The sequence below is a fragment of the Burkholderia sp. AcTa6-5 genome, from assembly GCF_017815075.1.
In the GTDB taxonomy this organism is placed as follows: domain Bacteria; phylum Pseudomonadota; class Gammaproteobacteria; order Burkholderiales; family Burkholderiaceae; genus Burkholderia; species Burkholderia sola.
Genome location: NZ_JAGIQE010000016.1, coordinates 85,135 through 111,049, shown reverse-complemented (window position 1 = coordinate 111,049; position 25,915 = coordinate 85,135). Strand labels below are relative to the sequence as shown.

General features: G+C 66.0%; 23 protein-coding genes and 1 tRNA gene. 10 read left to right on the top strand and 14 right to left on the bottom strand.

Features of this window, described 5'->3' with window-relative positions; translation table 11 throughout:
- Positions 1–9: 9 nt before the first annotated feature.
- Both hemL and J8I33_RS21660 read right to left on the bottom strand, forming a co-directional pair.
- On the bottom strand, positions 10–1,293 hold the full coding sequence (hemL, locus tag J8I33_RS21665; RefSeq protein WP_209926503.1) for a glutamate-1-semialdehyde 2,1-aminomutase: 1,284 nt from the start codon (positions 1,291–1,293) through the stop codon (positions 10–12).
- Positions 1,294–1,474: 181 nt separating this feature from the next.
- On the bottom strand, positions 1,475–1,927 hold the full coding sequence (locus tag J8I33_RS21660) for a hypothetical protein (RefSeq protein WP_012328082.1): 453 nt from the start codon (positions 1,925–1,927) through the stop codon (positions 1,475–1,477).
- Between the two features lie 247 nt (positions 1,928–2,174).
- Here J8I33_RS21660 and J8I33_RS21655 point away from each other — a divergent pair, with 247 nt between their 5' ends.
- Positions 2,175–3,392 (top strand): Bcr/CflA family multidrug efflux MFS transporter, encoded by a 1,218-nt coding sequence (locus tag J8I33_RS21655; RefSeq protein WP_209926496.1) that lies wholly within the window; start codon positions 2,175–2,177, stop codon positions 3,390–3,392.
- A 58-nt stretch (positions 3,393–3,450) separates the two neighbouring features.
- Here J8I33_RS21655 and J8I33_RS21650 read toward each other — a convergent pair whose 3' ends face one another.
- From J8I33_RS21650 to zwf, 7 genes are all read right to left on the bottom strand, one after another.
- A complete protein-coding gene (locus tag J8I33_RS21650; RefSeq protein WP_089488240.1) occupies positions 3,451–3,882 on the bottom strand; it encodes a type VI secretion system amidase immunity protein Tai4 in 432 nt (143 codons plus the stop codon).
- Positions 3,883–3,985: 103 nt separating this feature from the next.
- A complete protein-coding gene (locus J8I33_RS21645) occupies positions 3,986–4,342 on the bottom strand; it encodes a DUF1493 family protein (RefSeq protein WP_124556067.1) in 357 nt (118 codons plus the stop codon).
- Complete coding sequence (locus J8I33_RS21640) at positions 4,342–4,773, bottom strand: STM2901 family protein (RefSeq protein WP_060313020.1); 432 nt, start codon at positions 4,771–4,773, stop codon at positions 4,342–4,344. Before J8I33_RS21640 ends, J8I33_RS21645 begins: the two co-directional genes overlap by 1 nt.
- A 15-nt stretch (positions 4,774–4,788) precedes the next feature.
- Positions 4,789–5,016 (bottom strand): hypothetical protein, encoded by a 228-nt coding sequence (locus J8I33_RS21635; RefSeq protein ID WP_124629860.1) that lies wholly within the window; start codon positions 5,014–5,016, stop codon positions 4,789–4,791.
- 333 nt (positions 5,017–5,349) lie between these two features.
- A complete protein-coding gene (locus tag J8I33_RS21630) occupies positions 5,350–7,278 on the bottom strand; it encodes a bifunctional transcriptional regulator/glucokinase (RefSeq protein ID WP_050011605.1) in 1,929 nt (642 codons plus the stop codon).
- On the bottom strand, positions 7,256–7,936 hold the full coding sequence (gene pgl, locus J8I33_RS21625) for a 6-phosphogluconolactonase (protein ID WP_209939043.1): 681 nt from the start codon (positions 7,934–7,936) through the stop codon (positions 7,256–7,258). The genes J8I33_RS21630 and pgl overlap by 23 nt, the downstream gene beginning before the upstream one ends.
- A gap of 88 nt (positions 7,937–8,024) precedes the next feature.
- A complete protein-coding gene (gene zwf, locus J8I33_RS21620; protein ID WP_209939042.1) occupies positions 8,025–9,494 on the bottom strand; it encodes a glucose-6-phosphate dehydrogenase in 1,470 nt (489 codons plus the stop codon).
- Between the two features lie 431 nt (positions 9,495–9,925).
- Here zwf and J8I33_RS21615 point away from each other — a divergent pair, with 431 nt between their 5' ends.
- The 4 genes from J8I33_RS21615 to ugpC all read left to right on the top strand — a co-directional run bounded on the left by J8I33_RS21615 (position 9,926) and on the right by ugpC (position 14,328).
- Positions 9,926–11,173 carry an ABC transporter substrate-binding protein gene (locus J8I33_RS21615; RefSeq protein ID WP_124556064.1) on the top strand — a complete coding sequence of 416 codons (1,248 nt, stop codon included), beginning with the start codon at positions 9,926–9,928 and terminating at the stop codon, positions 11,171–11,173.
- A gap of 138 nt (positions 11,174–11,311) precedes the next feature.
- On the top strand, positions 11,312–12,250 hold the full coding sequence (locus J8I33_RS21610) for a sugar ABC transporter permease (protein WP_011544827.1): 939 nt from the start codon (positions 11,312–11,314) through the stop codon (positions 12,248–12,250).
- Positions 12,240–13,097 (top strand): carbohydrate ABC transporter permease, encoded by an 858-nt coding sequence (locus J8I33_RS21605; protein ID WP_011544828.1) that lies wholly within the window; start codon positions 12,240–12,242, stop codon positions 13,095–13,097. Before J8I33_RS21610 ends, J8I33_RS21605 begins: the two co-directional genes overlap by 11 nt.
- A gap of 112 nt (positions 13,098–13,209) precedes the next feature.
- Positions 13,210–14,328, top strand: a complete 1,119-nt coding sequence (gene ugpC, locus J8I33_RS21600) for a sn-glycerol-3-phosphate ABC transporter ATP-binding protein UgpC (RefSeq protein WP_050011602.1) — start codon at positions 13,210–13,212, stop codon at positions 14,326–14,328.
- Positions 14,329–14,431: 103 nt separating this feature from the next.
- Here ugpC and J8I33_RS21595 read toward each other — a convergent pair whose 3' ends face one another.
- The 3 genes from J8I33_RS21595 to trxB form a co-directional block, all read right to left on the bottom strand.
- Positions 14,432–15,055: a trimeric intracellular cation channel family protein gene (locus J8I33_RS21595; RefSeq protein WP_209939041.1), complete on the bottom strand. Its 624-nt coding sequence runs from the start codon at positions 15,053–15,055 to the stop codon at positions 14,432–14,434.
- A complete protein-coding gene (locus tag J8I33_RS21590) occupies positions 15,042–15,821 on the bottom strand; it encodes a Smr/MutS family protein (RefSeq protein ID WP_050011601.1) in 780 nt (259 codons plus the stop codon). Before J8I33_RS21590 ends, J8I33_RS21595 begins: the two co-directional genes overlap by 14 nt.
- A gap of 135 nt (positions 15,822–15,956) precedes the next feature.
- Positions 15,957–16,919: a thioredoxin-disulfide reductase gene (trxB, locus tag J8I33_RS21585; protein ID WP_050011600.1), complete on the bottom strand. Its 963-nt coding sequence runs from the start codon at positions 16,917–16,919 to the stop codon at positions 15,957–15,959.
- A gap of 384 nt (positions 16,920–17,303) precedes the next feature.
- Between trxB and J8I33_RS21580 the strand changes: the two genes are divergently transcribed.
- From J8I33_RS21580 to J8I33_RS21570, 3 genes are all read left to right on the top strand, one after another.
- Positions 17,304–19,613: a DNA translocase FtsK gene (locus tag J8I33_RS21580; RefSeq protein WP_069621126.1), complete on the top strand. Its 2,310-nt coding sequence runs from the start codon at positions 17,304–17,306 to the stop codon at positions 19,611–19,613.
- Between the two features lie 46 nt (positions 19,614–19,659).
- Positions 19,660–20,349, top strand: a complete 690-nt coding sequence (gene lolA, locus J8I33_RS21575) for an outer membrane lipoprotein chaperone LolA (RefSeq protein ID WP_069621125.1) — start codon at positions 19,660–19,662, stop codon at positions 20,347–20,349.
- A gap of 213 nt (positions 20,350–20,562) precedes the next feature.
- Entirely contained in the window at positions 20,563–21,873 is a 1,311-nt protein-coding gene (locus J8I33_RS21570; RefSeq protein ID WP_011544833.1) for a replication-associated recombination protein A, read from the top strand.
- Between the two features lie 43 nt (positions 21,874–21,916).
- On the opposite strand, the gene J8I33_RS21565 is transcribed toward J8I33_RS21570, so the two are convergent.
- Entirely contained in the window at positions 21,917–22,186 is a 270-nt protein-coding gene (locus J8I33_RS21565; RefSeq protein WP_050011597.1) for a DUF2164 domain-containing protein, read from the bottom strand.
- 247 nt (positions 22,187–22,433) lie between these two features.
- On the opposite strand from J8I33_RS21565, the gene serS reads away from it, so the two are divergent.
- Positions 22,434–23,735: a serine--tRNA ligase gene (gene serS / locus J8I33_RS21560; protein WP_050011596.1), complete on the top strand. Its 1,302-nt coding sequence runs from the start codon at positions 22,434–22,436 to the stop codon at positions 23,733–23,735.
- Positions 23,736–23,850: 115 nt separating this feature from the next.
- Positions 23,851–23,941: transfer RNA gene (locus tag J8I33_RS21555), tRNA-Ser, on the top strand.
- Between the two features lie 382 nt (positions 23,942–24,323).
- Here the strand turns inward: J8I33_RS21555 and J8I33_RS21550 are convergent.
- Positions 24,324–25,484 (bottom strand): alkane 1-monooxygenase, encoded by a 1,161-nt coding sequence (locus J8I33_RS21550; protein ID WP_209939040.1) that lies wholly within the window; start codon positions 25,482–25,484, stop codon positions 24,324–24,326.
- Positions 25,485–25,915 lie beyond the last annotated feature (431 nt).

Genomic DNA, 25,915 nt, shown 5'->3' with positions numbered 1-25,915 from the left:
GCCCCCGGGTCAGGCGGCGAGTGCCGCGAACGCGCGGCGTGCGGCCGCGAGCGTCGCGTCGATCACCGCGTCGTCGTGCGTGCTCGACACGAAGCCGGCTTCGTACGCGGACGGCGCGAAGTACACGCCCTCGTCGAGCATCAGGTGGAAGAAGCGGTTGAAGCGCTCGGTGTCGCTCTTCGTGACTTCCGCGAAGCTGGTCGGCACACGCTCGGCGAAGTACAGGCCGAACATCGCGCCGATCGAGTCGGCCGCGAACGGCACGCCGGCCGCGCGCGCTTCGGCCGCGAGGCCGTCGGCGAGCCGCTTCGTCTGCGCGGTGAGCGCGTCGTAGAAGCCGGGCGCCTGGATCAGTTGCAGCGTCTTCAGGCCCGCGGCGACCGCGATCGGGTTGCCCGACAGCGTGCCGGCCTGGTAGACGCCGCCGAGCGGCGCGAGGTGGGCCATGATGTCGCGGCGGCCCCCGAACGCGGCAGCCGGCATCCCGCCGCCGATCACCTTGCCGAGGCAGGTGAGGTCGGCCGCGATGCCGTAGTGCGCCTGCGCGCCGCCGAGCGCGACGCGGAACCCGCACATCACCTCGTCGAAGATCAGCACGGCGCCGTGCTTCGTGCACAGCGCGCGCAGCGCGTTCAGGAATTCGGGCGTGCCGCGTACGAGGTTCATGTTGCCGGCGACCGGCTCGACGATCGCCGCGGCGATTTCGTCGCCGAACGCGCCGAATGCTTCTTCCAGCGCGGCGACGTTGTTGTATTCGAGGACGGTCGTGTGCTTCGCGATGTCGGCGGGCACGCCGGCCGACGTCGGGTTGCCGAACGTCAGCAGGCCCGAGCCGGCTTTGACCAGCAGGCTGTCCGCGTGGCCGTGGTAGCAGCCCTCGAACTTCACGATGCGGCTGCGGCCCGTGAAGCCGCGCGCGAGACGCAGCGCGCTCATCGTGGCCTCGGTGCCGCTCGACACCATCCGCACCTGTTCGATCGACGGCACGAGCTTGCAGATTTCCTCGGCGATCTCGATCTCGGCTTCGGTCGGCGCGCCGAACGAGAAGCCGTCGGCGAGCACGTTTTGCACGGCCGACAGCACTTCGGGATGGACGTGGCCGACGATCATCGGGCCCCACGAGCCGATGTAGTCGATGTACTGCTTGCCGTCGGCATCCCAGAAATACGGGCCTTGCGCGCGCGCGACGAAACGCGGCGTGCCGCCGACCGAACGGAACGCGCGCACCGGCGAGTTGACGCCGCCGGGAATGGTCTTCTGGGCGCGTTCGAAGAGGATCTGATTGTTGGACATGAGCGAAACCTGCGAGAGAAGGGCGCGGGGGCCTGTGCACGGGCCGCGGCGCCTGGGCGGAACGATCGTCTGATTGTACCGGAGACGCGCGCGGCAGGCCCGCCGGGCGGTCTGCGGCCTTTCGGCGCGCGAAGGGGGGCGTCTAAGCGGGAAGGCGGCCCCGATTCGAGCCGGTTTCCGCCTATCGCGGCGGCTTGCGCTTGCCGGTCAGTTCGGCCCAGCGCTTTTCGAGCGGACCTTCGACCATCGGCTTGATCGACGTGCCGGAACTCTGCGCGTCCCACGTCTGTACCGAGTACGGATGCACGCGCAGCGCATCACGCGGAATCACGACGTCCTGATGCGCGTCGACGAGCCAGTCGTACACGAAGTCGATGCACAGCCGGTAGCCGCGCTTGGTCGACGGATCGGGCACCTCGTACGGCGCGCGCGTGACGTAGCCGGAGCCGAACACGCCTTTCGGTTCCTTCGCGACGCGGTGCAGGAATACGCGGTCGCCCGGCAGGATGCCGCGCGCGAAGCCGCAGCCCCACACGTCATGCACGGCCTCGCCGGCCTTCACGCGCGCGGCGACGTCGGGCAGCTCGGGCCATGGCCATTTCTTGGGGCTCCAGATCAGCAGGAAAGCGGTCATCGGTTCGGTCGTACGTCGAATGGGTCAGACAAGAGAGGCAAGCAGCAAGCTTAATCGAATCCACCCGCGCGCTCGTTCGGCGGGCGACGAGCGCGGGCGTGTTCCTGGCCGCCGCCGCATGCAGCCCCGGGGCAGGCAAAAAAGTTGCGCGTACAATCATGGGCCTGAGCGCGCCGCTTGCGGCGCGGCCTCCCGTCTTCACCGCCACGCGCGCCCCGATGCGCGCGGGCTCCCATTCCGGATACCCATGTCTCACGTCGTCCGGCGCCGGCCCGATGCCCGGCTGATCCTGTTGCTCGGTGCGCTCGCGGCCTGCGGGCCGATCGCCACCGACATGTACCTGCCAAGCCTGCCGTCGATTGCCGCCGGCTTCTCCGTGAGCCCCGGCGCCGCGCAACGCACGCTGACGAGCTTCATGGCCGGCTTCTCGATCGGCATGCTGCTGTACGGCCCGCTGTCCGACACGTGGGGCCGCCGCCCCGTGCTGCTCGGCGGAATCGCGCTGTTCACGCTCGCGAGCATCGGCTGCTTCGTGTCGGGCTCGATCGACATGCTGATCGTCGTGCGTTTCCTGCAGGCGCTCGGCGCCGGCGCCGCGTCGGTGCTCGCGCGGGCGATCGCGCGCGACGCGCACGAGCCGAGCGACGCGGCGAAGGTGCTGTCGATGGTCGCGATCGTCACCGCGGTCGGGCCGCTGCTCGCGCCGCTGATCGGCGGCCAGATCCTGCGTTTCTCCGGCTGGCGCGGCGTGTTCGTCGTGCTGGCCGTGTTCGGCGCGCTATGCGCGACGACCGCGTACTTGCGCGTGCCTGAAACCTGGCCGAAGGAGCGGCGCAAGAGCGCGGCCGTGCTCGCGTCGTTCGCCTCGTACGGGCGCATCCTGTCCGACCCCGTCGCATGGGGGCACATGCTGTGCGGCGGGATGGCGTTCGCGTCGATGTTCTCGTACATCACCGCGACGCCGTTCGTGTACATCGAGTATTTCCACGTGTCGCCGCAGCACTACGGGCTGCTGTTCGGGCTGAACGTCGTCGGGATCATGATCGGCAACTTCGCGAACACGCGGCTCGTCGGCCGCATCGGTTCGCTGCGCATCATCGCGGCCGCGTCGCTCGTGAGCTGTATCGCGTCGCTCGCGGTCGCGTTCGTCGCGCTGACGGGGTTGGGCGGGCTGTGGTCGATCGTCGTGTGCCTGTTCTTCGTCGTCGGCGTGGTCGGGATCCTGTCCGCGAACTGCACGACCGACCTGATGCACCGCTATCCGCACAACGCGGGCGCGTCGGCGGCCGTGTTCGGCGCGATGCAGCTCGCGCTTGGCGCACTCGCGAGCGTCGCGATCGGCGCACTCGCGGACGGCACGCCGTTCGCGATGGGCGTGACGATCGGCGTCACCGGCGTGCTGTGCTTCGTCGGGCGCTATCTGGTGCTGCGCTGGCATGGACGGCCTGTGCGGGCCGGGGCTTGAGCAGCGCGGCGAAACTGGCGGAGGAGGGCGGTCGACGGGTTTGAACTTCCCCTCTGCATCACTTTGAACGGCCTGACGAGCGATTGTCGAGTCGATAGCTGCGCTTCGGGTTGATCACGAATCGCCTGACTTCGGTCTCGAGTTCCTGGCTGTGATACAGATCCAGGCATTTCAAAAAATCAAACCTCACGCCCTTGATTTCGGACTCGACGACCGGATTGCGATAGTCGCGTGCAAGAAAACGATTGACCAGCGATTTGCCCGTGTCGGGGTTCCGTTCCAGATCGAAGTCGGTCCAATCCATTAGTGCACTGGCGCTGCTTCCCGCGTCCATCGCAGCGGACGGTTCATTCCGATAAGCGGTCGCGACGCATTCGGCGAGCACCATGTCCTTGTAGTTCTGCGCGTAGGTTCGGGCGCCGGCTTGTGGCGACGACGACGTATCCGTGGCGTGGCTGGGTTGTGCCGCGAACATCAGGGCCCAGAACATCACACACCGGAGCAGTGGATTTTGTCTGATGGCAGACTCCAGAGGTATGCACAGATCCAACACATCGCCTAAAAGATGAACCGGTCTATGTGGCTAGGAGCAATCAGCGCGGTAGGCTTTCCAAGCGCTGATTGCTCCACTCTCCATCCAAAATAGCCTGATAGAGCATGCCTAGAGTCAGTGGTACTTTGTCATATTTTTCTCGGCGTTTTCTGGAGAAAGCCATCCGCGCCACTTCAATCAAGCTAAAGCCCTCTCCTGAGAAGTAGCGATTGAACTCAAAATCTCCAACTTGCACTGGAAATTTATCGAAGAAGCGCTCCATAAACTCGACCGCATCGTCGCCAGTGATATCCAAATCACCCTCGACGGCATGATCTTTTGTGAGAATTTTTTTGGGGCTGACACCGGCCTCCTTTCTCACGAAATCCTCAAACTCGTCCCACGTAAACTGGCTCATCAGAACACCTTGTCCTCAGGCTTAACAAGCGCGTTATAGCGCGACACGGAACGAATGCTGATCATCGTGACATCCTTGGCAGCAATGACCCACCCAACGACAGGAACTGCGCGCCCAACGAAAACCCCAATGTTTCTTACCAGAATGAACTTCAAGCGCTTGACGCTGGCATTGGTCAACGTTGGGAGGATTTTCTTCTTCAAATCGTAGTCCAGATACTTGCGACTCAATATCGACGCAACAGAAGTCCCCGGCGTGGTACCAAAGGGCTTTGCTCGTGTTGGCATCCAATTTTGACCGGCCACAATGGCAACCACTGCTGCTACATCGTCAACACCAAGTTCCTTGCATGTCTCATCGATAAAGATAAGGAAAAACAGTTCCATTGGCGTGAGATCTCGATGTGTACCAAAGGCATAGGTATTGTTCATTATAGTATTCCTCTCTCAGGCTATCGACGAGGCTGAAACCTCGAAGAGAACGATCCCGTGCCTATTGTCCAGGGTGCTGCCTCCCAGCGAAGGCGGGAATTTGATCACTTCTGCTTTGTCACATCGCTGGATATTGGTGGCCACGTTGCCACCAATCGTCAAGGCAACTTTCTCCGCGGAATTTATCGGCGCGTAAATGCGCATTGCTGCTGCCCATGCGGCTGAAAAACGTGGTCTAGGCATATCCCTCTCCGCAAACTGGATGAACGTGATGCTGTCGATGCCAATCGGGGTTCTGTGAGAAACGTGTCATTTCTCGCGTCGGACCGGGATGGCTGCATCACGCGGAGTGAAGGAAGTTACCGAGCCTGGGCAACTGCAGACAATTGGACTTGTTCGAAAATGGGGGCGTGTACGAACGTATGACGTCACGCACAGCCATAGGTAGAAGGCATCGTCAATACCTGCCGAGCCGCTGTTGTTCGCGCCGATGCCGATCATGCAAAACACCCCGAACGCCGGGCCTGAATCCAGCATTCGGGGTGTCGTTCACCGAGGCGTTTTTTTACCGCTGCGTCAATCCCGCGCGACGTCCTTCGCCGCCGGCGAAGCCCCATGGCTGAGCCAATCGAGCACGTCGGCCGTTTCGTCGTCGCTGGCGCGTGCCCGCGCCTGCGCGACGGCCTCCGGCAGCTCGCCGTTGGTCGATGCGCGGCGGATCGCGACGCCCACCGCGAGGATGTCGATCATCAGCAGATGCAGGACCCGCGAGATCATCGACAGCTGCGACTCGCGCATCTCGATGTGGTCGGTCTCGAGCGCGACGGTCGCGCGCTTCGCGAGCGGCGTGTTGCTCGACGTGATCGCGATCACCTTCGCGCCGGCCTGCATCGCGACGTCGAGCACGCGCAGCAGTTCGGGCGCGCGCCCCGACTTCGACACCGCGACGATCACGTCGCCCTTGCCGAGCAGCGCGGCCGACGCGGCCTGCATGTACAGGTCGCCGTACGCGATCGTCGGGATCCCGAAGCGGAAGAACTTGTAGTGCGCGTCCTGCGCGACGATGTTCGAGTTGCCGAGCCCGTAGAACTCGATGCGGCGCGCGCCGTTCAGGATCTCGATCGCGTTCTCGACGTGCTCGAAATTCAGGTGCTCGCGCAGTTGCAGGATCGCGGACACCGTGTTGTCGAGCACCTTCGCGCCGAAGTCGGTGGCCGTATCGCCGAGATGCACCTGGCTGTGGCTCATCGGAATCGTGCCGGTGAGGCCGGTCGCGAGCTTCAGCTTGAAATCCGACAGCCCCTGGCAGCCGAGCGAGCGGCAGAAGCGGATCACGGTCGGCTGGCTCACGTCGGCCTTGCGCGCGATGTCGACGATCGGATCGTTGATGATCGAGCGCGGATGGTTCAGCGCGAGATCGGCGACGCGGCGCTCGGCCGGCGTCAGCGCGTCGCGCATCTGGCGGATCCGCTCGAACACGGCCGACGACGCACCGCCCGAACGGTTCGACAACTGTTCCGCGAGGATCGCCGATACGCCGAGGAACGCCGGGTATTCGGCGGTGATCAGGTAGGTCGGGATGTTCTCGAGGTAGTGCGTGAAGCGGCCCTTCGCCTCGAAGCGCGCGCGGAACGACGAGCGCGTGAACAGCTCGCCCAGCTTCAGCGCGACGCCGCCGCCGATGTACACGCCGCCGAGCGCGCCGAGCGTCAGCGCGACGCTGCCCGCGAACGCGCCGAGAATCCCGCAGAAGCATTCGACCGTCTCGAGCGCGAGTGCGTCGCCCGCATGGGCGCGCTCGACGATCTCGACCGTGTCGACGGATGCGGCCACCCGCTTCTTGTCGCGCGCGGCGAGCGCACGATAGATGATCTCCATGCCGGGGCCCGCGCACACGCGCTCGAACGACACGTGCGGAAACTTCTTGCGCGCGTATTGCAGCACGAGATCCTCGCGCTCGTCCTGCGGCGCGAACGACGCATGGCCGCCTTCGCTGCCGAGCGCGATCCAGCGGTCGTCGGCCGGAATCAGGCCCGACACGCCGAGCCCGGTGCCGGGCCCGAGCAGCCCGATCACGCTGTTCTGGCGGCGCGCGCCGCCGCCGACCTGCACGCGCTGCGCATCGGTCAGGCCCGGCAGCGCCATCGCGAGCGCGGTGAAGTCGTTGACAACCAGCAGCGTGTCGAAGCCGAGCGCGCGGCGCGTCGCCTCGATCGAGAAGCTCCAGTCGTGATTGGTCATCGTGACCTGGTCGCCGTCGACCGGGTTCGCGATCGCGATCGCCGCGTGGTTCACGCGGCTGATCTTCACGTCCTTCAGATACTTGCGGATCGCGTCGGTGATCGTCGGATAATCGGCGCCGGGATAGACGCGGATCTGCGTGATCTCGCCCGGGCCGGTTTCCAGCGCGAAGCGCGCGTTGGTGCCGCCGACGTCCGCGAGCAGGCGCGGGCCGTCGGCATGCTGACCCGCGACGACCGCCTTACTTTGCGCACCAGTAGACATCGAGCTGGGTCCCCTTGTCGTTGGCCAGTTGGGAAATCGCGTTCTTCTGCAGCGACGCGGTCGCGGCGTCGAGCACGTCGCGTTTGCGCTCGCCCGCGATCAGCAGGAACAGCCGGTCGACACGCTTCAGCGCATCGAGCGAATAGCTCACGCGCGCATGGGGCGCGGCGCCCGGATGCACGGCGACGAACCGCTCGGGCGTCGTGATCGCGTGGTCCCATTCGGGCGCGTCGGCGAAGATCGACGCGGTGTGGCCGTCCTCGCCCATGCCGAGCACGGCGACGGTCGGCACGCGGTAGTCGGCGTTCGCGTTGAGCGCGGCGACGTGCGCATCGAGCGTGGTGCGCGTGTCGACGAGCGGCAGGAAGCGGGCAGGGGCCGCCGCGTGTTGCAGCAGCGTGTCGCGCACGAGTTGCGCGTTGCTGGCCGCGTCGTCGTCCGGCACCCAGCGGTCGTCGACCAGCGTGACGTCGACGCCGGCCCAGTCGAGCGTCGCGTGCGACAGCGTGTGCAGGAACGGGCGCGGGCTGGTGCCGCCGGACACCGCGAGCGTCGGGCGCGCGGGGCCGGCGAGCGCCGCGCGCAGCGCATCGCCGACGGCGCGCGCGAGCGCTTCGCTTTGCGCTTCCTGGGTGTCGAAAGCGTGGATCTCGATCACATCTCCTCCGGACTGCTTTGTCTGTTCAAATCGTACGAATCGTGATGCACGTTGCCGCGTACGGTGGCGTACGCGGCAACGGTTTGGTTCAGTTTTCTTCTTCGAGCCAGCAGGTGTCGTGCTGCGCGAGCATCGCGCTCGACGCGGCCGGCCCCCACGTACCCGCCGCATACGGCTTCGGCGGCTTCAGCGTGCGCGCCCATTCGTTCAGGATCGGCTCGACCCACTGCCATGCGGCTTCCTGCTCGTCGCGACGCACGAACAGCGCGAGCCGGCCGTTGATCACGTCGAGCAGCAGGCGCTGGTACGCCTCCATCTGCCCTTCCTTGAAGAACTGGTCGAACGCGAGATCGAGGTGCACGCTCGCGAGGTTCATCCCTTCGCCCGGCTGCTTCGCGAGACAGTACAGGCGGATCGTCTCGTTCGGCTGCAGCCGGATCACGAGACGATTCGAACCGGGGCGCAGCGCGGTCGGCCCCAGCGCCGAATGCGGTACCGGGCGGAAGTTGACGACGATCTCCGCGACGCGGTCGGCCAGACGCTTGCCGGTGCGCAGGAAGAACGGCACGCCGGCCCAGCGCCAGTTCTCGATCTCGACCTTCAGTGCGACGAAGGTTTCGGTCTGGCTGTCGGGCTTCACGCCCGGCTCGGTCGCATAGGCCGGCACCTGCGCGCCCTTGATCACGCCCGCATGATACTGGCCGCGCACGGCAACCTTGCCGATGTCGCGCGGGTCGACCGGCTTCAGCGCGCGCAGCACGCGCAGCTTTTCATCGCGCACCGAGTCGGAATCCATCGAGTGCGGCGGCTCCATCGCGACGATCGACAGCAGCTGCAGCAGGTGGTTCTGCACCATGTCGCGCAGCGCGCCCGTATTGTCGTAGAAATCGCCGCGCGCCTCGACGCCGAGCTCTTCCGCGATCGTGATCTGGATGCTCTCGACCCATTCGCGGCGCCACAGCGGCTCGAACAGCGCATTGCCGAAGCGCAGCGCGAGCAGGTTCTGTACCGGCTCCTTGCCGAGATAGTGGTCGATCCGGTAGATCTGGCCTTCCGCGAAGATCTCGCCGACCGCGTCGTTGATCGCGTTCGACGATTTCAGATCGTAGCCGAGCGGCTTCTCGAGCACGATGCGCGCGCCTTCGTTCAGGCCGACCGACGCGAGCGCCTTGCAGATCGGCACGAACAGCGACGGGCCCGTCGCGAGATAGAACACGCGGATGCCGGGCAGCGAGGCGACCGCGTCGCGCAGCACGACGTAGTCCTCCGCGCGGCCGAGATCGAGCTTCACGTACTCGATGCGCTCGAGAAACGACTTCCATGCCGCGTCGTCGAATGCATTGCCGGCCGCCTTCGCCGCATGCGGCTTCACGTGCGTGTCGACCCATTCGAGATAGGCCGCCCGATCCGATTCGTGTCGCGCCACGGCGACGATCCGGCCGCTCGCCGCCAGCATGTTCGCGCGGTGCGCTTCGAACAGCGCGGGCAGGATCTTGCGCATCGACAAATCGCCGGTGCCGCCGAAAAGTACGAAGGTAAAGCTGGAATCGGTATGCATGTGTCTCCGCCGTGTTGGGGGTGCCCGGAAGCGATCCGTAGTGCGATAAAAATATTTTTGACACTGAATTGTAGTTTAACTACAATCCGCCGCAAGGGGTAGCACCTGGGTGAAGAAAAAAAGAAGTGCGGTCGATGAACTGCGCGAGCTTCGCCTTCGGGAGCGCCTTGTGCCGAATGTTATCGGACATTGGCGGCGCGCACCGTTGGCGCGCCGTCGGCCCCGGGCTCGCGTCGCATCATCGCGGCGGGCCAGAAACACAAAGAGGAGACACGCCGTTGAATCTCGATTCACGCTTTCTGTAAGAGCCCGGCCGGTCATCGGCCCCGTACGCTGCATGCGTCCCGCGGCTCGATTTCCCCGTCGTTATCAAGAAGCCGGTTCCCGGTCAGGGAACCTCACGAGTTGATTCAGTCTGGAGGAGATAAGTAATGAAAGTTCGCTCGATCATGGGCGCGCTCTGCGCCGCAGGCCTGATGGCTGGCGCCGTGGCGGCGCAGGCAGCCGAGAACGTAACCGTGCTGCACTGGTGGACCTCGGGCGGCGAGTCGAAGGCCGTCGGCGTGCTGAAGGACGACCTGCAGAAGCAGGGCTACGTGTGGAAGGACTTCGCGGTCGCGGGCGGCGCCGGCGCCGCGGCGATGACCGCGCTGAAGACCAAGGTGATCAGCGGCGATTCTCCGTCGGCCGCGCAGATCAAGGGCCCGCTGATCCAGGACTGGGCCGACCAGGGCGTGCTCGTCAACATCGATTCGGCCGCCGGCGACTGGAAACAGAACCTGCCGCCGGAAATCGACAAGATCATCAAGTACAAGGGCCATACCGTCGCCGCGCCGTTCTCGGTGCACCGCGTCAACTGGCTGTACATCAACAAGGCCGCGCTCGACAAGGTCGGCGCGAAGGTGCCGACCACCTGGCCTGAATTCTTCGCGGTGGCCGACAAGCTGAAGGCCGCAGGCATCCAGCCGGTCGCGATGGGCGGCCAGCCGTGGCAGGACCTGACGCTGTGGGAAGACGTCGTGCTGTCGCAGGGCCCGGCGTTCTACAAGAAGGCGCTGGTCGACCTTGACCAGGCGACGCTGACGTCGCCGCAGATGCTGTCGGTGTTCGACACGGTGCGCAAGATCCAGGGCTACTTCGACACCGGCCGTAACGGCCGCGACTGGAACCTGGCGACCGCGATGGTCATCAACGGCAAGGCCGGCATGCAGTTCATGGGCGACTGGGCGAAGGGCGAGTTCGAGAACGCCGGCAAGAAGGCGGGCAAGGACTACGTCTGCGCGCCGGTGCCGGGCACCGCGAATTCGTACACGTTCAACGTCGACTCGTTCGTGTTCTTCCAGCAGAAGGGCGAGAAGAACGCGACGCCGGGCCAGCTCGCGCTCGCGAAGACGATCATGACGCCGGACTTCCAGGAGCAGTTCAGCCTGCTGAAGGGCTCGGTGCCCGTGCGTCTCGGCGTGAAGATGGACAAGTTCGACGATTGCGCGAAGAAGTCGTACGCCGACGAGCAGACCGCGATCAAGTCGGGCGGCTTCGTGCCGTCGCTCGCGCACGGCATGGCGCAAAGCGACGCGACCGCCGGCGCGATCACGGACGTCGTGACGAAGTTCATGAACTCGCAGCAGGATTCGAAGAGCGCGGTCGCCGCGCTCGCGAAGGCCGCGAAGGTCAAGTAACGCGCGCCAGGCGCCCGGCCGGAAACGCTTCATCGGCCGGGCGTTTTTGCATGTGCAGCAAACGGGCTCGCCCGCGGGCCCGTGCCGTACCCGGCGCCGGCCCGGCCTGCGTCGCCCTCGTTCCAGGAGTCGAATCAAGTGGCTGCCCCTCTTAGCGGAAACGGATCCGGCGCTGCCGCCGCACGGCGTACGTCGCCGATGTCGGCCTTCGCCGATCGCTGGATCCCGAAGCTCGTGCTCGCGCCGAGCGTCGCGATCGCCGTGGTGTTCATCTACGGCTTCATCCTGATTACCGGCTATCTGTCGCTGACCCGCTCGCGGCTGTTGCCCAACTACGAATTCGACGGCTTCGGCCGTTACACGGACCTGTTCCAGAACGACGTGTGGTGGACCTCCGCCGCGAACCTCGGCTGGTTCGGGATCCCGTTCATCGCGATCTGCGTCGGGCTCGGCCTGTTCCTCGCGATCCTGCTCGACCAGCGGATCCGCAACGAAGGCGCGCTGCGCGCGATCTTCCTGTACCCGATGGCACTGTCGTTCATCGTGACCGGCACCGCATGGCAGTGGATCCTGAACCCGGGCCTCGGCCTCGAGAAGGTGATGCACGACTGGGGCTGGACGAGCTTCTCGTTCGGCTGGCTCGACGATCCGGACAAGGCGATCTTCTGCGTGGTGATCGCGGCCGTGTGGCAGTCGACCGGCTTCGTGATGGCGCTGTTCCTCGCGGGGCTGCGCGGCGTCGACGGCGAGATCTTCAAGGCCGCGCAGGTCGACGGCGCGACGCTGCCGACCATCTACCGCAAGATCGTGATCCCGAGCATGCGCCCGGTGTTCTTCTCGGTGCTGCTGATCCTCTGCCACATCACGATCAAGACCTTCGACCTCGTCGTCGCGCTGACGGCGGGCGGCCCGGGCACGTCGTCGTCGCTGCCGGCCATGTTCATGTACACGTTTTCGTTCAACCGCGGCCAGCTCGGGCTCGGCGCGGCGTCCTCGGTGATGATGCTCGCGACCGTCGTCGCGGTGCTGGTGCCGCTGATGTATATGGAATCGAGGAGCACCCGCAATGCAGCCTAAGATGACGATCAGCCGGGCAGTGATCTATGCGGCACTGATCCTGTTCGCGCTGTATTTCCTGTTCCCGATCTACGTGATGCTGTCGACGTCGTTCAAGGACCTCGACCAGTTGCGCACCGGCAACCTGCTGACGCCGCCCACCACGTGGACCGTCGACCCGTGGGTGAAGGCATGGAGCGGCGCCTGTACCGGCGTGCGCTGCGACGGCATGAAGCCGTTCTTCCTGAACTCGCTGCAGATGGTGATTCCGGCCGTGCTGATCTCTTCGCTGATCGGCGCGTTCAACGGCTACGTGCTCACGCACTGGCGCTTTCGCGGCGCCGACGCGCTGTTCACGATGATGCTGGTCGGCTGCTTCATCCCGTTCCAGGTGATCCTGCTGCCGATGGCGCGCCTGCAGGGGATGCTCGGCCTCGCGAACACGATTCCGGGCCTCGTGTTCGTGCACGTCGTGTACGGGATCGCGTTCACGACGATGTTCTTCCGCAACTTCTACGTGAGCGTGCCGGCCGAACTCGTGAAGGCTGCCCGCATCGACGGCGCCGGCTTCTTCACGATCTTCACGAAGATCCTGCTGCCGGTGTCGCTGCCGATCTTCATGGTGTGCCTGATCTGGCAATTCACGCAGATCTGGAACGACTTCCTGTTCGGGATCGTGTTCTCCGGCGTCGATTCGATGCCGATCACGGTCGCGCTGAACAACCTCGTCAACACGTCGACGGGCGTGAAGGAATACAACGTCGACATGGCCGGCGCGATCATCGCCGCGCTGCCGACGCTGCTCGTCTACATCGTCGCCGGCCGCTACTTCGTGCGCGGGCTGACGGCGGGCGCGGTGAAGGGGTAGGCGCGGCGTTATCCGATACGACGAACCGGCCGCGCACCACGCGCGGCGCATCGAAACGAACCCGACGCGGCGCCCGAGTGCGCCGCGCGAGACGAGACAGAGGATTCACAGCATGGCAAGCCTTTCCATCCGTGACGTGTACAAGACCTACCCGAACGGGGTGCCGGTCCTGAAGGGTGTCGACATCGAGATCGAGGACGGACAGTTCCTGATCCTGGTCGGCGGCTCGGGCTGCGGGAAATCGACGCTGCTCAACATGATCGCCGGGCTCGAGACCGTCACGAGCGGCGAGATCTGCATCGACGGCAAGGTCGTCAACGACCTGTCGCCGAAGGATCGCGACATCGCGATGGTGTTCCAGTCGTACGCGCTGTATCCGTCGATGACGGTGCGCGAGAACATCTCGTTCGGCCTGAACATCCGCAAGGTGCCGAAGAACGAGCAGCAGCAGATCGTCGACCGCGTGTCGGCGATGCTGCAGATCCAGCATCTGCTCGACCGCAAGCCGGGCCAACTGTCGGGCGGCCAGCGCCAGCGCGTCGCGATGGGCCGCGCGCTCGCGCGCGATCCGTCGCTGTTCCTGTTCGACGAACCGCTGTCGAACCTCGACGCGAAGCTGCGCATCGAGATGCGCGCGGAAATCAAGCTGCTGCACCAGCGCCTCGGCACGACGATCGTCTACGTGACGCACGACCAGATCGAGGCGATGACGCTCGGCGACCGGATCGCGGTGATGAAGGACGGCGTGGTCCAGCAGTTCGGTGCGCCGCAGGAGATCTACGATTCGCCGTCGAACCTGTTCGTTGCGGGGTTCATCGGCGCGCCGCCGATGAACTTCATCAACGGCAAGCTGGTCGAGCAGGGCAGCGGGATCGCGCTCGAGATCGACACGGGCCTCGCGCGCAGCGCGCTGATCCTGCCGTTCGACGCGGCGAAACTGAAGTCGCACGTCGGCCGCGAGGTGATCCTCGGCCTGCGTCCGGAGCGTATCACCGACGCGCGCAACGCACATCACGGCGAGACGTCGAAGCTGCAGCCGATCGACGTGCGCGTCGACGTGACGGAGCCGACCGGTCCGGACACGCACGTGTTCGCGCAGGTGAACGGCAAGCGGATCGTGAGCCGCGTGCATCCGGCCGCGAACCCGCAGCCGGGGCAGACGCAGTCGCTGCTGTTCGACGTGTCGAAGGCCGTGCTGTTCGATCCGGCGTCGGAAGAGCGGATCGCGTGACGCGACGCTTGCGCTGAACGAAAGACAAAGGGGCCGTTTCGATGAACGGCCCCTTTTTCGTTTCCGCGATGCGGACGATTCGTCCGCGGATGCGTCGGTCAGGTCAATGCGGCAACCGCACGTCGAACTTGAACGTCGCGAGCCGCGCGACGAGGATGAAGCCGGTCGCGAGCAGCACGCTGTACACCGAGTCGAACTGCAGCCACACGAGCAGCAGGTAGAACCAGCAGCCGGCGAACGCGCAGGTCGCGTACGGCCGCGAATCGCGCAGGATCAGCGGGATGTCGTTGCACAGCACGTCGCGGACGATCCCGCCGACCACGCCGGTGATCACGCCCATCATCACCGCGATGAAGCGCGGCATCTCGGCGTCGAGCGCGATCGACGTGCCCGAGATGCTGAAGATGCCGAGCCCGATCGCGTCGGCGATCAGCAGCAACCGTTCGGCCGACAGCCGCGACAGCATGCGCAGCACGAACGGCGCGAACAGCGCGAGCACGAAGATCGCGATCACGTAGTCGTCGTGCACGACCCAGTAGAACGGCCGGCGCTCGAGCAGGATGTCGCGCAGCGTGCCGCCGCCGAAGGCGGTCGCGAGCGCGACGACGAACGTGCCGACCGAGTCGAGGCGGTTCTTGCGCGCCTCGATGAACCCCGAAATCGCGAAAGCCAGCGTAGCGATCGCCTCCAGTATCGCGATCGCGAGCGTCAGCCTAGGATGCGGCACGCGGCCCCCGGTCGGCCGGCGCCGCGTGCGGCTGCAGCAGCACCAGCACCGCGCCCGCGCCGCCGTCGTGGCCGCGCGCCTCGCAGAATGCGATCACTTCTTCCTTCTGCACGAGCCACGCGCGCACCTTGCCTTTCAGCACCGGCTCCTTGCCGATCGAGCCGAGCCCCTTGCCGTGGATCACGCGCAGGCAGCGCAGCCCTTTCTTGCCGGCTTCGCGGATGAATTCGGCGAGCGCATCGCGCGCTTCGTCGCGCCGCATCCCGTGCAGATCGATCTGCGCCTGCACGATCCATGCGCCGCTTCTCAGCTTGCGCACGACGTCGCGGCTGATGCCGGGGCGGTGGTAATACAGCGAGTCGTCGCTGTCGAGCAGCGTCTCGGGATCGAATTCGTCGGACAGCGTTGCGTTCAGCACGGCTTCCTCGTCGCGCTGCGTCTGTTTCGGCACCGGGTCGGGCGGCATGCGGCCCGACGACGCGCGCGGCGGCGCGTTCAGCGGCCGGATCGTGCCGATTTCGTTGCGGAACAGGTTCGCGTCGGCTTCCGCCTTGCGCTCGGCCTGCACGGTTTCGATGCGCGCGCGCTCGCGCCGATCGGCTTCGCCTTGCAGCGACTTGCGCAATGCGCCGAGGCCCGCGAGGCCCTGGCCGCGCAACGCGGCCGCATCGGGCGCGGGCGGCGGCGCGGCGGGCGCCGCGGTCACGGGACGGGCAGCGATCTTCCGCTTCGCGGGATCGCTCGGATGAGGCTGGTTCTTCGCCATGATTCGGTAACGGGGCAGGCGCGTTCGGGCGCGCGGGCAGAAAAAAGCCGCTGCGCGGCGGCAGCGGCTTTCCGGTCGAGCCCGCTTCGCGGCAGCGGACGCCATTGTAGCGCCCGCCACGGCAAGGCTCCCCGCTTACTTCTTGTCGTGCAGGCTTTCGAGGTAGCGCTGCGCGTCGAGCGCGGCCATGCAGCCCGTGCCCGCACTGGTGATCGCCTGGCGGTACACGTTGTCCTGCACGTCGCCCGCGGCGAACACGCCCGGCACGCTCGTCGACGTCGCGTTGCCTTGCAGGCCGCTCTTCGTCAGGATGTAGCCGTCCTTCATCTCCAGCTGGCCCTGGAACAGGTCGGTGTTCGGCTTGTGGCCGATCGCGACGAACACGCCCTGCACGTGCAGGTCTTCCGTCGCGCCGGTCTTCACGTTCTTGATACGCAGGCCCGTGACGCCCGATTCCTCGCCCGTCACTTCGTCGAGCACGTGATCCCACTTGATGTCGACGACGCCTTCCTTTTGCTTCTCCAGCAGGCGGTCGATCAGGATCGGCTCCGCGCGGAACTTGTCGCGGCGGTGGATCACCGTGACCTTCTTCGCGATGCCGGTCAGGTAGAGCGCTTCCTCGACCGCCGTGTTGCCGCCGCCGATCACCGCGACTTCCTGGTTGCGATAGAAGAAGCCGTCGCAGGTCGCGCAGGCCGACACGCCCTTGCCCATGAACGCTTCCTCGGAGGCCAGGCCGAGATACTGCGCGGACGCGCCGGTCGCGATGATCAGCGAATCGCACGTGTATTCGCCCGAGTCGCCGATCAGCCGGATCGGCTTTTCGTGCAGCTTCGCGGTGTGGATGTGGTCGAAGACGATTTCGGTGTTGAAGCGCTCCGCGTGCTCCTGGAAGCGCGCCATCAGTTCCGGGCCTTGCACGCCCTTCGCGTCCGCCGGCCAGTTTTCGACATCGGTCGTGGTCATCAGCTGGCCGCCCTGCGCGATGCCGGTGATCAGCACCGGGGACAGGTTGGCGCGTGCCGCGTAGACGGCAGCCGTGTAGCCGGCGGGGCCGGAACCGAGAATCAGGACTTTGGCGTGTTTGGGCGTGGACATGTGCGAATCCGTAAAAGGCGGCTGCGGCGGGCGGGGTAAGGCTCGCCGGACGGTCCGGGGTGACCGGGATGCCGTCATAGATGGGTATCAGACGCGCATTATAAAGGCCCCGTTGCTGTGCTGCCGAACGAGAGTTTCAATCGTGGCGATAGCGTTTCGCGGCGTGCCGTCCGTACCGGGGCAACGGGCCGGGCGGCAGCCTGCCATGCGGCGGCGCGTTGTCGCAAGGGCGGGCATCCGGCCCGGTGGCGGCCGGCCGCGCCGGTTCGGCATGCCGTCCCCGTTATGTAACCGTCATTTACACTTGGCGGCCCGGTGCAGCGTTTACAATAAGCGCGATCGAACGACAGGCGGGCGCACGGCCCGTCCTCTTTATACGGATTCATGGCAAAAGCTCCTTATTCCGCCCAGGCACAGGCGTTGCCGCACCGGATGTCGAAGCTCCTCACGGAGATCCGCTGGATTCTCCAGGTCGCGCTCTGCGCCTTTCTGGTGATGGCCCTGCTGAGCTACAGCCGGCGCGATCCGAGCTGGACGCACGCCGCCCAGGTCGATCACATCTCGAACTGGGCCGGCCGCGTCGGCGCATGGACGGCCGACATCATCCTGCTGCTGTTCGGCCTGTCGGCCTACTGGCTGATCGTGCCGCTCGGGCGGCGCATCGCCGTCAACTACCGCCGCATCACGCGCCACGACGCGATTCCCGACGAACCGGAGCGGCCGATCGGCTGGCTCACCGAGATCTTCGCGTTCGTGCTGGTCGTGCTCGCGTGCGACGGCATCGAGGCGCTGCGCATGTGGTCGCTGAAGGTGCAGTTGCCGCGCGCGCCGGGCGGCGTCGTCGGCGAGGCCGTCGCCGGTGCGATGTCGCATGCGTTCGGCTTCACGGGCGGCACGCTGCTGCTGCTGATCGCGCTCGCGATCGGCCTGTCGCTGTATTTCCGTTTCTCGTGGCTGTCGGTCGCCGAGCGCGTCGGCGGTGCGATCCTGTCCGCGGTCAACGTCGCGAAGCTGCGCCGCGAGGCCGAGCGCGACCGCAAGCTCGGCGAGGCCGCGGCGGTGCGCCGCGAAGGCAAGGTCGAGGAAGAGCGCGTACGTATCGAGGATCACGAGCCGGTGACGATCGTGCCGCCGGTCGTCACGCCGGCGAAGTCCGAGCGCGTCGAGCGCGAGCGCCAGGTGCCGCTCTTTACCGACTTGCCGGGCGATTCGACGCTGCCGCCGGTGTCGCTGCTCGACCCGGCACCGAAGACGCAGGAAGCGATTTCCGCCGATACGCTCGAATTCACGTCGCGCCTGATCGAGAAGAAGCTGAAGGACTTCGGCGTCGAGGCGAGCGTCGTCGCCGCGTATCCGGGCCCGGTCGTCACGCGCTACGAGATCGAGCCGGCCACCGGCGTGAAGGGCAGCCAGATCGTCAACCTCGCGAAGGATCTCGCGCGTTCGCTGTCGCTCGTGTCGATCCGCGTGGTCGAGACGATTCCCGGCAAGAACTACATGGCGCTCGAGCTGCCGAACCAGCGCCGGCAGACGGTGCACCTGTCGGAGATCATCGGCTCCGAGGTGTATGCGGCCGCGTCGTCGGCGCTGACGCTGAGCCTCGGCAAGGACATCGGCGGCAAGCCGGTGTGCGCGGATCTCGCGAAGATGCCGCACTTGCTGGTGGCCGGTACGACCGGTTCGGGCAAGTCGGTCGGGATCAACGCGATGATCCTGTCGCTGCTGTACAAGGCCACCGCCGAGCAGGTGCGCCTGATCCTGATCGATCCGAAGATGCTCGAAATGAGCGTCTACGAAGGCATTCCGCACCTGCTGTGCCCGGTCGTCACCGACATGCGCCAGGCCGGCCATGCGCTGAACTGGACGGTCGCGGAGATGGAGCGCCGCTACAAGCTGATGAGCAAGCTCGGCGTGCGCAATCTCGCCGGCTACAACAACAAGATCGACGAGGCGGCGAAGCGCGAGGAGAAGATCCCGAACCCGTTCAGCCTGACGCCGGAAGATCCCGAGCCGCTCGGCCGCCTGCCGAACATCGTCGTCGTGATCGACGAGCTGGCCGACCTGATGATGGTCGTCGGCAAGAAGGTCGAGGAGCTGATCGCGCGGATCGCGCAGAAGGCGCGTGCGGCCGGCATCCACCTGATCCTCGCGACGCAGCGTCCGTCGGTCGACGTGATCACCGGCCTGATCAAGGCGAACGTGCCGACGCGGATCGCGTTCCAGGTGTCGTCGAAGATCGACTCGCGCACGATTCTCGACCAGATGGGCGCCGAGTCGCTGCTCGGGATGGGCGACATGCTGTACCTGCCGCCGGGCTCGGGGCTGCCCGTGCGCGTGCACGGCGCGTTCGTCGCCGACGATGAAGTGCATCGCGTCGTCGAGAAGCTCAAGGAGCAGGGCGAGCCGAACTACGTCGAGGGTCTGCTCGAAGGCGGCACCGCCGACGGCGACGAGGGCTCGGCCGGCGCGGGAACCGGCGAAGGCGGCGGCGAGTCTGATCCGCTGTACGACCAGGCGGTCGAGATCGTCATCAAGAACCGCCGCGCGTCGATCTCGCTCGTGCAACGCCATCTGCGAATCGGCTACAACCGCGCGGCGCGGCTGCTCGAGCAGATGGAGCAGTCGGGGCTCGTGTCGGCGATGTCGTCGAGCGGCAACCGCGAAATTCTTGTGCCGGCGCGCGACGCGGAATGAGTCCGCGGCGCCCGCCGCGCCGGCCACCCAGGGAGAAAACCGCAATATGCAGCAACTTTCGTTCGCCCCTTCCCTTCGTTCGACGCGGCGCTGGCTCGGCGCGGCGCTCGCCGGCGCATCGCTGATGCTCGCGGCGACGCACGCGTTCGCGGGCGGCACCGAGCAACTGAAGGCCTTCGTGTCGCAGGTGCGTTCGGCGAAGGGCGATTTCACGCAGCAGATCGTCAAGGCGCCGGCCAAGGGCGCGAGCGCCGCGCAAGCCGCGCCGAAGCCCACCGACAATTCGAGCGGCACGTTCGTGTTCGCGCGGCCGGGCAAGTTCATCTGGACGTACCAGAAGCCGTACCAGCAGGTGCTGCAAGCCGACGGCGACAAGCTCTACGTGTACGACCGCGACCTGAACCAGGTTACCGAGCGCAAGCTGAATGGCGCGCTGGGCGCGAGCCCCGCGGCGATCCTGTTCGGCAGCAACGATCTCGACAAGAACTACACGCTGCGCGATGCCGGCGAGAAGGGCGGCATCGAATGGCTCGAGATGCTGCCGAAGGCGCAGGACACGCAATTCCAGCGGATCGGCATCGGTTTCCGCAACGGCACGCTTGCTGCGATGGAGCTGCACGACGTGTTCGGCAACGTGACGCTGCTGACCTTCACGAACATCCAGACGAACCCGTCGCTGAAGGGCGATACGTTCAAGTTCGTCGTGCCGAAGGGCGCGGACGTGATCAACGGCTGACCTTCGCTGCGCCGTTTTCCCGACACGGGCCTGCCGGCGACGGCAGGCCCGTGTTGTTTGGGGACGCGTGTAACGGACGCGTGTAACGGACGCGTGTAACGGACGCGTGTAACGGACGCGGATACCAGGCCCGGCGGCGCGCTCGCGCGGCTGTCATAATGTCAGGTCCGGCGGCCGGTTCGGCCGCGACCGTTTGATGTGGAGCGAGGGTTCATGTCCGACCTGTTTCAAGTCGAGCCGCGCCGCCCGCTCGCCGAGGCGCTGCGGCCGAAGACGCTCGCCGAGGTGATCGGCCAGACGCATTTGCTGGGCGAAGGCAAGCCGCTGCGGCTCGCGTTCGAATCGGGCAAGCCGCATTCGATGATCCTGTGGGGGCCGCCCGGCGTCGGCAAGACGACGCTCGCGCGGCTCACCGCGCTCGCGTTCGACTGCGAGTTCATCGCGCTGTCCGCGGTGCTCGGCGGCGTGAAGGACATCCGCGAGTCGATGGAGCAGGCGAAGGACACGCTGAACCGTACCGGCCGCCACACGATCCTGTTCGTCGACGAGATCCACCGTTTCAACAAGGGGCAGCAGGATGCGCTGCTGCCGTTCGTCGAATCGGGCCTCGTGACCTTCATCGGCGCGACGACCGAAAACCCGAGTTTCGAGGTCAATTCGGCATTGCTGTCGCGGGCGCAGGTGTACGTGCTGAAGTCGCTGAACGATGACGAGATGCGCCAGTTGCTGAAGCGTGCGCAGGAAATCGCGCTCGACGGCCTCGCGTTCGACGACAAGGCGATCGATACGCTGGTCGGCTACGCGGACGGCGACGCGCGCCGCTTCCTGAACCTGCTCGAACAGGCGCAGACGGCGGCGACGTCGGCCGGGGTCGCGACGATCGATGCCGATTTCGTCAGCAACGCGATGACGCTGAACGCGCGGCGCTTCGACAAGGGCGGCGACAACTTCTACGACCAGATTTCGGCGCTGCACAAGTCGGTGCGCGGGTCGAGCCCGGACGGCGCGCTGTACTGGTTCTGCCGGATGATCGACGGCGGCGCGGATCCGAAGTATCTCGCGCGGCGCATCGTGCGGATGGCGTGGGAAGACATCGGCCTGGCCGACCCGCGCGCGTTGCAGGTGGCGAACGACGCGGCCGAAACCTACGAGCGGCTCGGCTCGCCGGAAGGCGAACTCGCGCTCGGGCAGGCAGTGATCTATCTCGCGTGCGCGGCGAAGAGCAACGCCGGCTACAACGCGTTCAACCAGGCGATGGCGTTCGTGAAGCAGGACAAGTCGCGCGAGGTGCCCGTGCACCTGCGCAACGCGCCGACCAGGCTGATGAAGGAACTCGGCTACGGCCACGCTTATCGTTACGCGCACGACGAGCCGAACGCGTACGCGGCCGGCGAGACGTACCTGCCGGACGGGATGCGCGAGCCGCGCTGGTATCAGCCGGTGCCGCGCGGGCTCGAGTCGAAGATCGCCGAGAAGCTCGCCTGGCTGCGCGAGCTCGATCGCGAGGCCGGCAAGAAGGATTGACGGCGCCGCGCGCGCCGGTTCGATCCGCGCCGCCGCTCAGGCGTCAGCGCTTGCGGGCGGGCTGCTGTTTCTTCCAGTATTCGAACGGCTCTTCGTGGCATTCGATGTCGAGTTCGGCGACCCGTGCATGCAGGCGTTCCTGCGCGTCGGCGATCGCGAGGTTGTAGATCGCCGGCGCGACTTCCTGAATGAAGAAATGCAGCAGCGCGCCGGCCTGGATGTTGCCGATCGGCTCGTCCATGTTTTCTGTGAAATAACGTTGCAGCGACGCGATCGCGCGGTCGCGGACATCCTTGTCGAGTTCGATGGTCATCGGATTCCTTGGGAGCTGTGACGCGGAGCCGGCGCTCCGCCCGATTCGGTTGCCGCCGGCCGGCGCGGGCGTGGTGCGATCCGTCATGGCCACGCGCGCAGCAATTCGCCGGCTGCCGATGCGGCGGACCGCGAATGCGATACTGCCATGGCTGCCCATTTGCGGCATTGTCCGTCCGGCCGACGCCGTGGCGGCCGCGCGGTGCGTTAGAATTCCCGTCTTACACAACGATTTTCCAAGTCCTCCCATGCTCGACATCCAGTTGCTGCGCAAAGACCTCGACGGCGTCGCCAAGCGCCTCGCCGATCGCGGCTACACCCTCGACGTCGCCGCGTTCTCCGCACTCGAAGCGGAACGCCGCGCGATCCAGACCCACACCGAAGAGCTCCAGGCGCGCCGCAACAGCCTGTCGAAGCAGATCGGCGCGATGAAGGGCAAGGGCGAGGACACGTCGGCCGTGATGGCCGAGGTCAGCGGGATCGGCGATGACATGAAGGCGTCGGAAGCCAAGCTCGGCGAGATCCAGGCGCGCCTGTCCGACCTGATGCTGGGCATGCCGAACGTCGCGCACGACAGCGTGCCGGTCGGCAAGGACGAAGCCGACAACGTCGAGGCGCGCCGCTGGGGCACGCCGCGGCAGTTCGACTTCGCAGTGAAGGATCACGTCGACGTCGGCACCCCGCTCGGCCTCGATTTCGAGACGGGCGCGAAGCTCGCCGGGGCGCGCTTCACGATGCTGCGCGGCCCGATCGCGCGCCTGCACCGCGCGCTCGCGCAGTTCATGATCGACACGCACACGCAGCAGCACGGCTATACCGAAACGTATACGCCGTACATCGTGAACCCGGAGATCCTGTACGGCACGGGCCAGTTGCCGAAATTCGCGGACGACATGTTCCGCGTCGAGAAGGGCGGTGCGGAAAACACGGTCACGCAATACCTGATCTCCACGTCCGAGATTTCGCTGACGAACACCGTGCGCGAGTCGATCGTCGACGCGTCGGCGCTGCCGATCAAGCTCACCGCGCATTCGCCGTGCTTCCGCTCGGAAGCCGGTTCGTACGGCCGCGACACGCGCGGGATGATCCGTCAGCACCAGTTCGACAAGGTCGAGATGGTGCAGGTCGTCGCGCCGGAAACGTCGTACGCGGCGCTCGACGAGATGGTCGGCCACGCGGAAGCGATCCTGCAGAAGCTCGGCCTGCCGTACCGCGTGATCACGCTGTGCACGGGCGACATGGGCTTCTCGGCCGCGAAGACGTTCGACCTCGAGGTATGGCTGCCCGCGCAGAACACCTATCGCGAGATCTCGAGCTGCTCGAACACCGAGGCGTTCCAGGCGCGCCGGATGCAGGCTCGGTTCCGCAACGCGCAGGGCAAGCCGGAGCTCGTGCATACGCTGAACGGTTCGGGCCTGGCGGTCGGCCGCACGCTCGTCGCGGTGCTGGAGAACTACCAGAACGCGGACGGCTCGGTCACGGTGCCGGAAGTGCTGCGTCCGTACATGGGCGGCATGGAGCGGATCGACGCGCCGGTGCAGGCGTCGTAACGCCGGTCTTTCGCGCCCTCGCAAAAAATTTGCAGAAAGGGCTTGTCAGCCGCGAATCGATCGTCTTATAATCTTTTTCTCGCGGAAACGACCAGCCGCGAAATGCAGTAAGGAAGGAGAGGTGGCAGAGTGGTCGAATGTACCTGACTCGAAATCAGGCGTACGGTTTCCCCGTACCGTGGGTTCGAATCCCACCCTCTCCGCCAAAATACGAAGCCCCTTGATCCGAAAGGATCAAGGGGTTTTTCGTTTTGGGTCGTCGGTGCAGTGCGTCGATTGCGGATGCGGTGACGACAGGCGGCTACGGGCGCATCGCGTCGTGCCGGACGATAGCGGCGCGATCGTGCCGCCTCTTCGATGCAGGCTCGCTGCATGACGAATACGGTCGCCCGTGCGGCACTGACTGTCGGAAGTCCTGAAGGTTTTGCATTGCTGACCGGCCGATTGCCGTCGTCACCGGGCCATGTTCGCGTTGCCGGAAATCGGGTGACGGCGTCGCTGCCGCACCGTGCGCCTGCGAAACCGGATGCCGGCGCGCCGACCGTCTGAAGCAGCGCTCGCCGGCTTCTACACAGTGCTGCCGACCCATCAGCCCGCCGCCGGATACTGCGCCAGCACCCTGTCGCGGATCGCCGGCTTGATATTCGATTGCGCCATGTCGCCGCGATAGTGCGCGACGACCCGCGGGTTCATCACGCGATACCAGAGCGGCGGCACGTACGCGAACAGGATCATCGTCGCGTAGCCGGCCGGCAATTGCGGCGCATCGTCGAAGTGGCGCAGCGCCTGGTACGAGCGCGTCGGATTCGCGTGATGGTCGGCGTGCCGCTGCAACTGGTACAGGAACAGATTCGTGACGACGTGATTGCTGTTCCACGAATGCTGCGGCGTGCAGCGTTCGTAGCGCCCGTTCGGCAGCTTGCGGCGGCCGAGCCCGTAGTGCTCGACGTAGTTCACCACTTCGAGCAGCGACGCGCCGTAGACGGCCTGGATCACGAGGAACGGGATCACGACCTTGCCGGCCATCGCGATCGCGATGCCCCACACGACGGCGGTCATCGCCCATGCATGCAGTACTTCGTTGCGCCAGGTCCACGGCGAATGCCCGAGCCGTTCGAGGCGCGCCTGTTCGAGCCGCCACGCCGAGCGGATGCTGCCGGTCACCGTACGCGGCAGGAACGCCCAGAACGACTCGCCGTAGCGCGCGCTCGCCGGATCCTCGGCCGTCGCGACGCGCACGTGATGGCCGCGATTGTGCTCGACGTAGAAGTGGCCGTACGCGACCGGCGCGAGCGTGATCTTCGCGAGCCAGCGTTCGAAGCGGTCGGTCTTGTGCCCGAGCTCGTGCGCGGTGTTGATCGAGATGCCCGTTGCGGCGCCGAGCGACAGCGCGAAGCCGACGTAGTCGTACCACGCGAGCGCGTGCGTGCCCACGATCCACACGCACATGAAGAACGCAACGTATTCGACGAACGTCGCGAGATAGACGATGTATCGGTAATAGCGCGCGCGTTCGAGGTGCGGCACGACCGCTTCGGGCGGATTGTCGCGATCGTCGCCGATCAGCGTGTCGAGGATCGGGATCACGCCGAACGCGAACAGCGGGCCGAACCACCAGAACACGTGAAGGCCCGTCGCCAGCGCGAGCTGCGCGGCGAGGATCGGCAGCGTGATCGTCAGCGCGCCGAGCAGCCACAGGTAACGCTTGCCATCCGACCAGCCCGAGGCCGATCCGTCGGTCATTGTCATTGTCTCCCTCCAGTCGGCCGGCCCGCAGGTGACCGCATGCAAGATTGTTCGAATCCTCGTGGTCCGCGACGCGCGCGGCAGCGCCGGATCGTTGCCCGGTTCTGCCTGTTATACGACTGGTGCGCGCACTTGCCAAACCCCCGCGCTAGGCGTGGCGCTCCAAACGACGAGGTGCGCGGGCCGGAGGGCGGGAGGGGCCGCTACGCGCCGATTGAAACGTGCTGACGACGGCGCATCGATCCGCGCGGCGGCGCCTTCGTCGGACGATTGGCTCGGCGTGCGGCGCGCACAGGCCGGTGTGACGGGGCTGCAACGAATGTTGCATCGCAATAACGAGGCCGCCGAAGCAGGGGCGCCGCGCGCTTTTCTTTGGCTTATATTACGTAGCATTACGACCACGGCGACACGTTCCAACGCAGTGCCAAACCGGT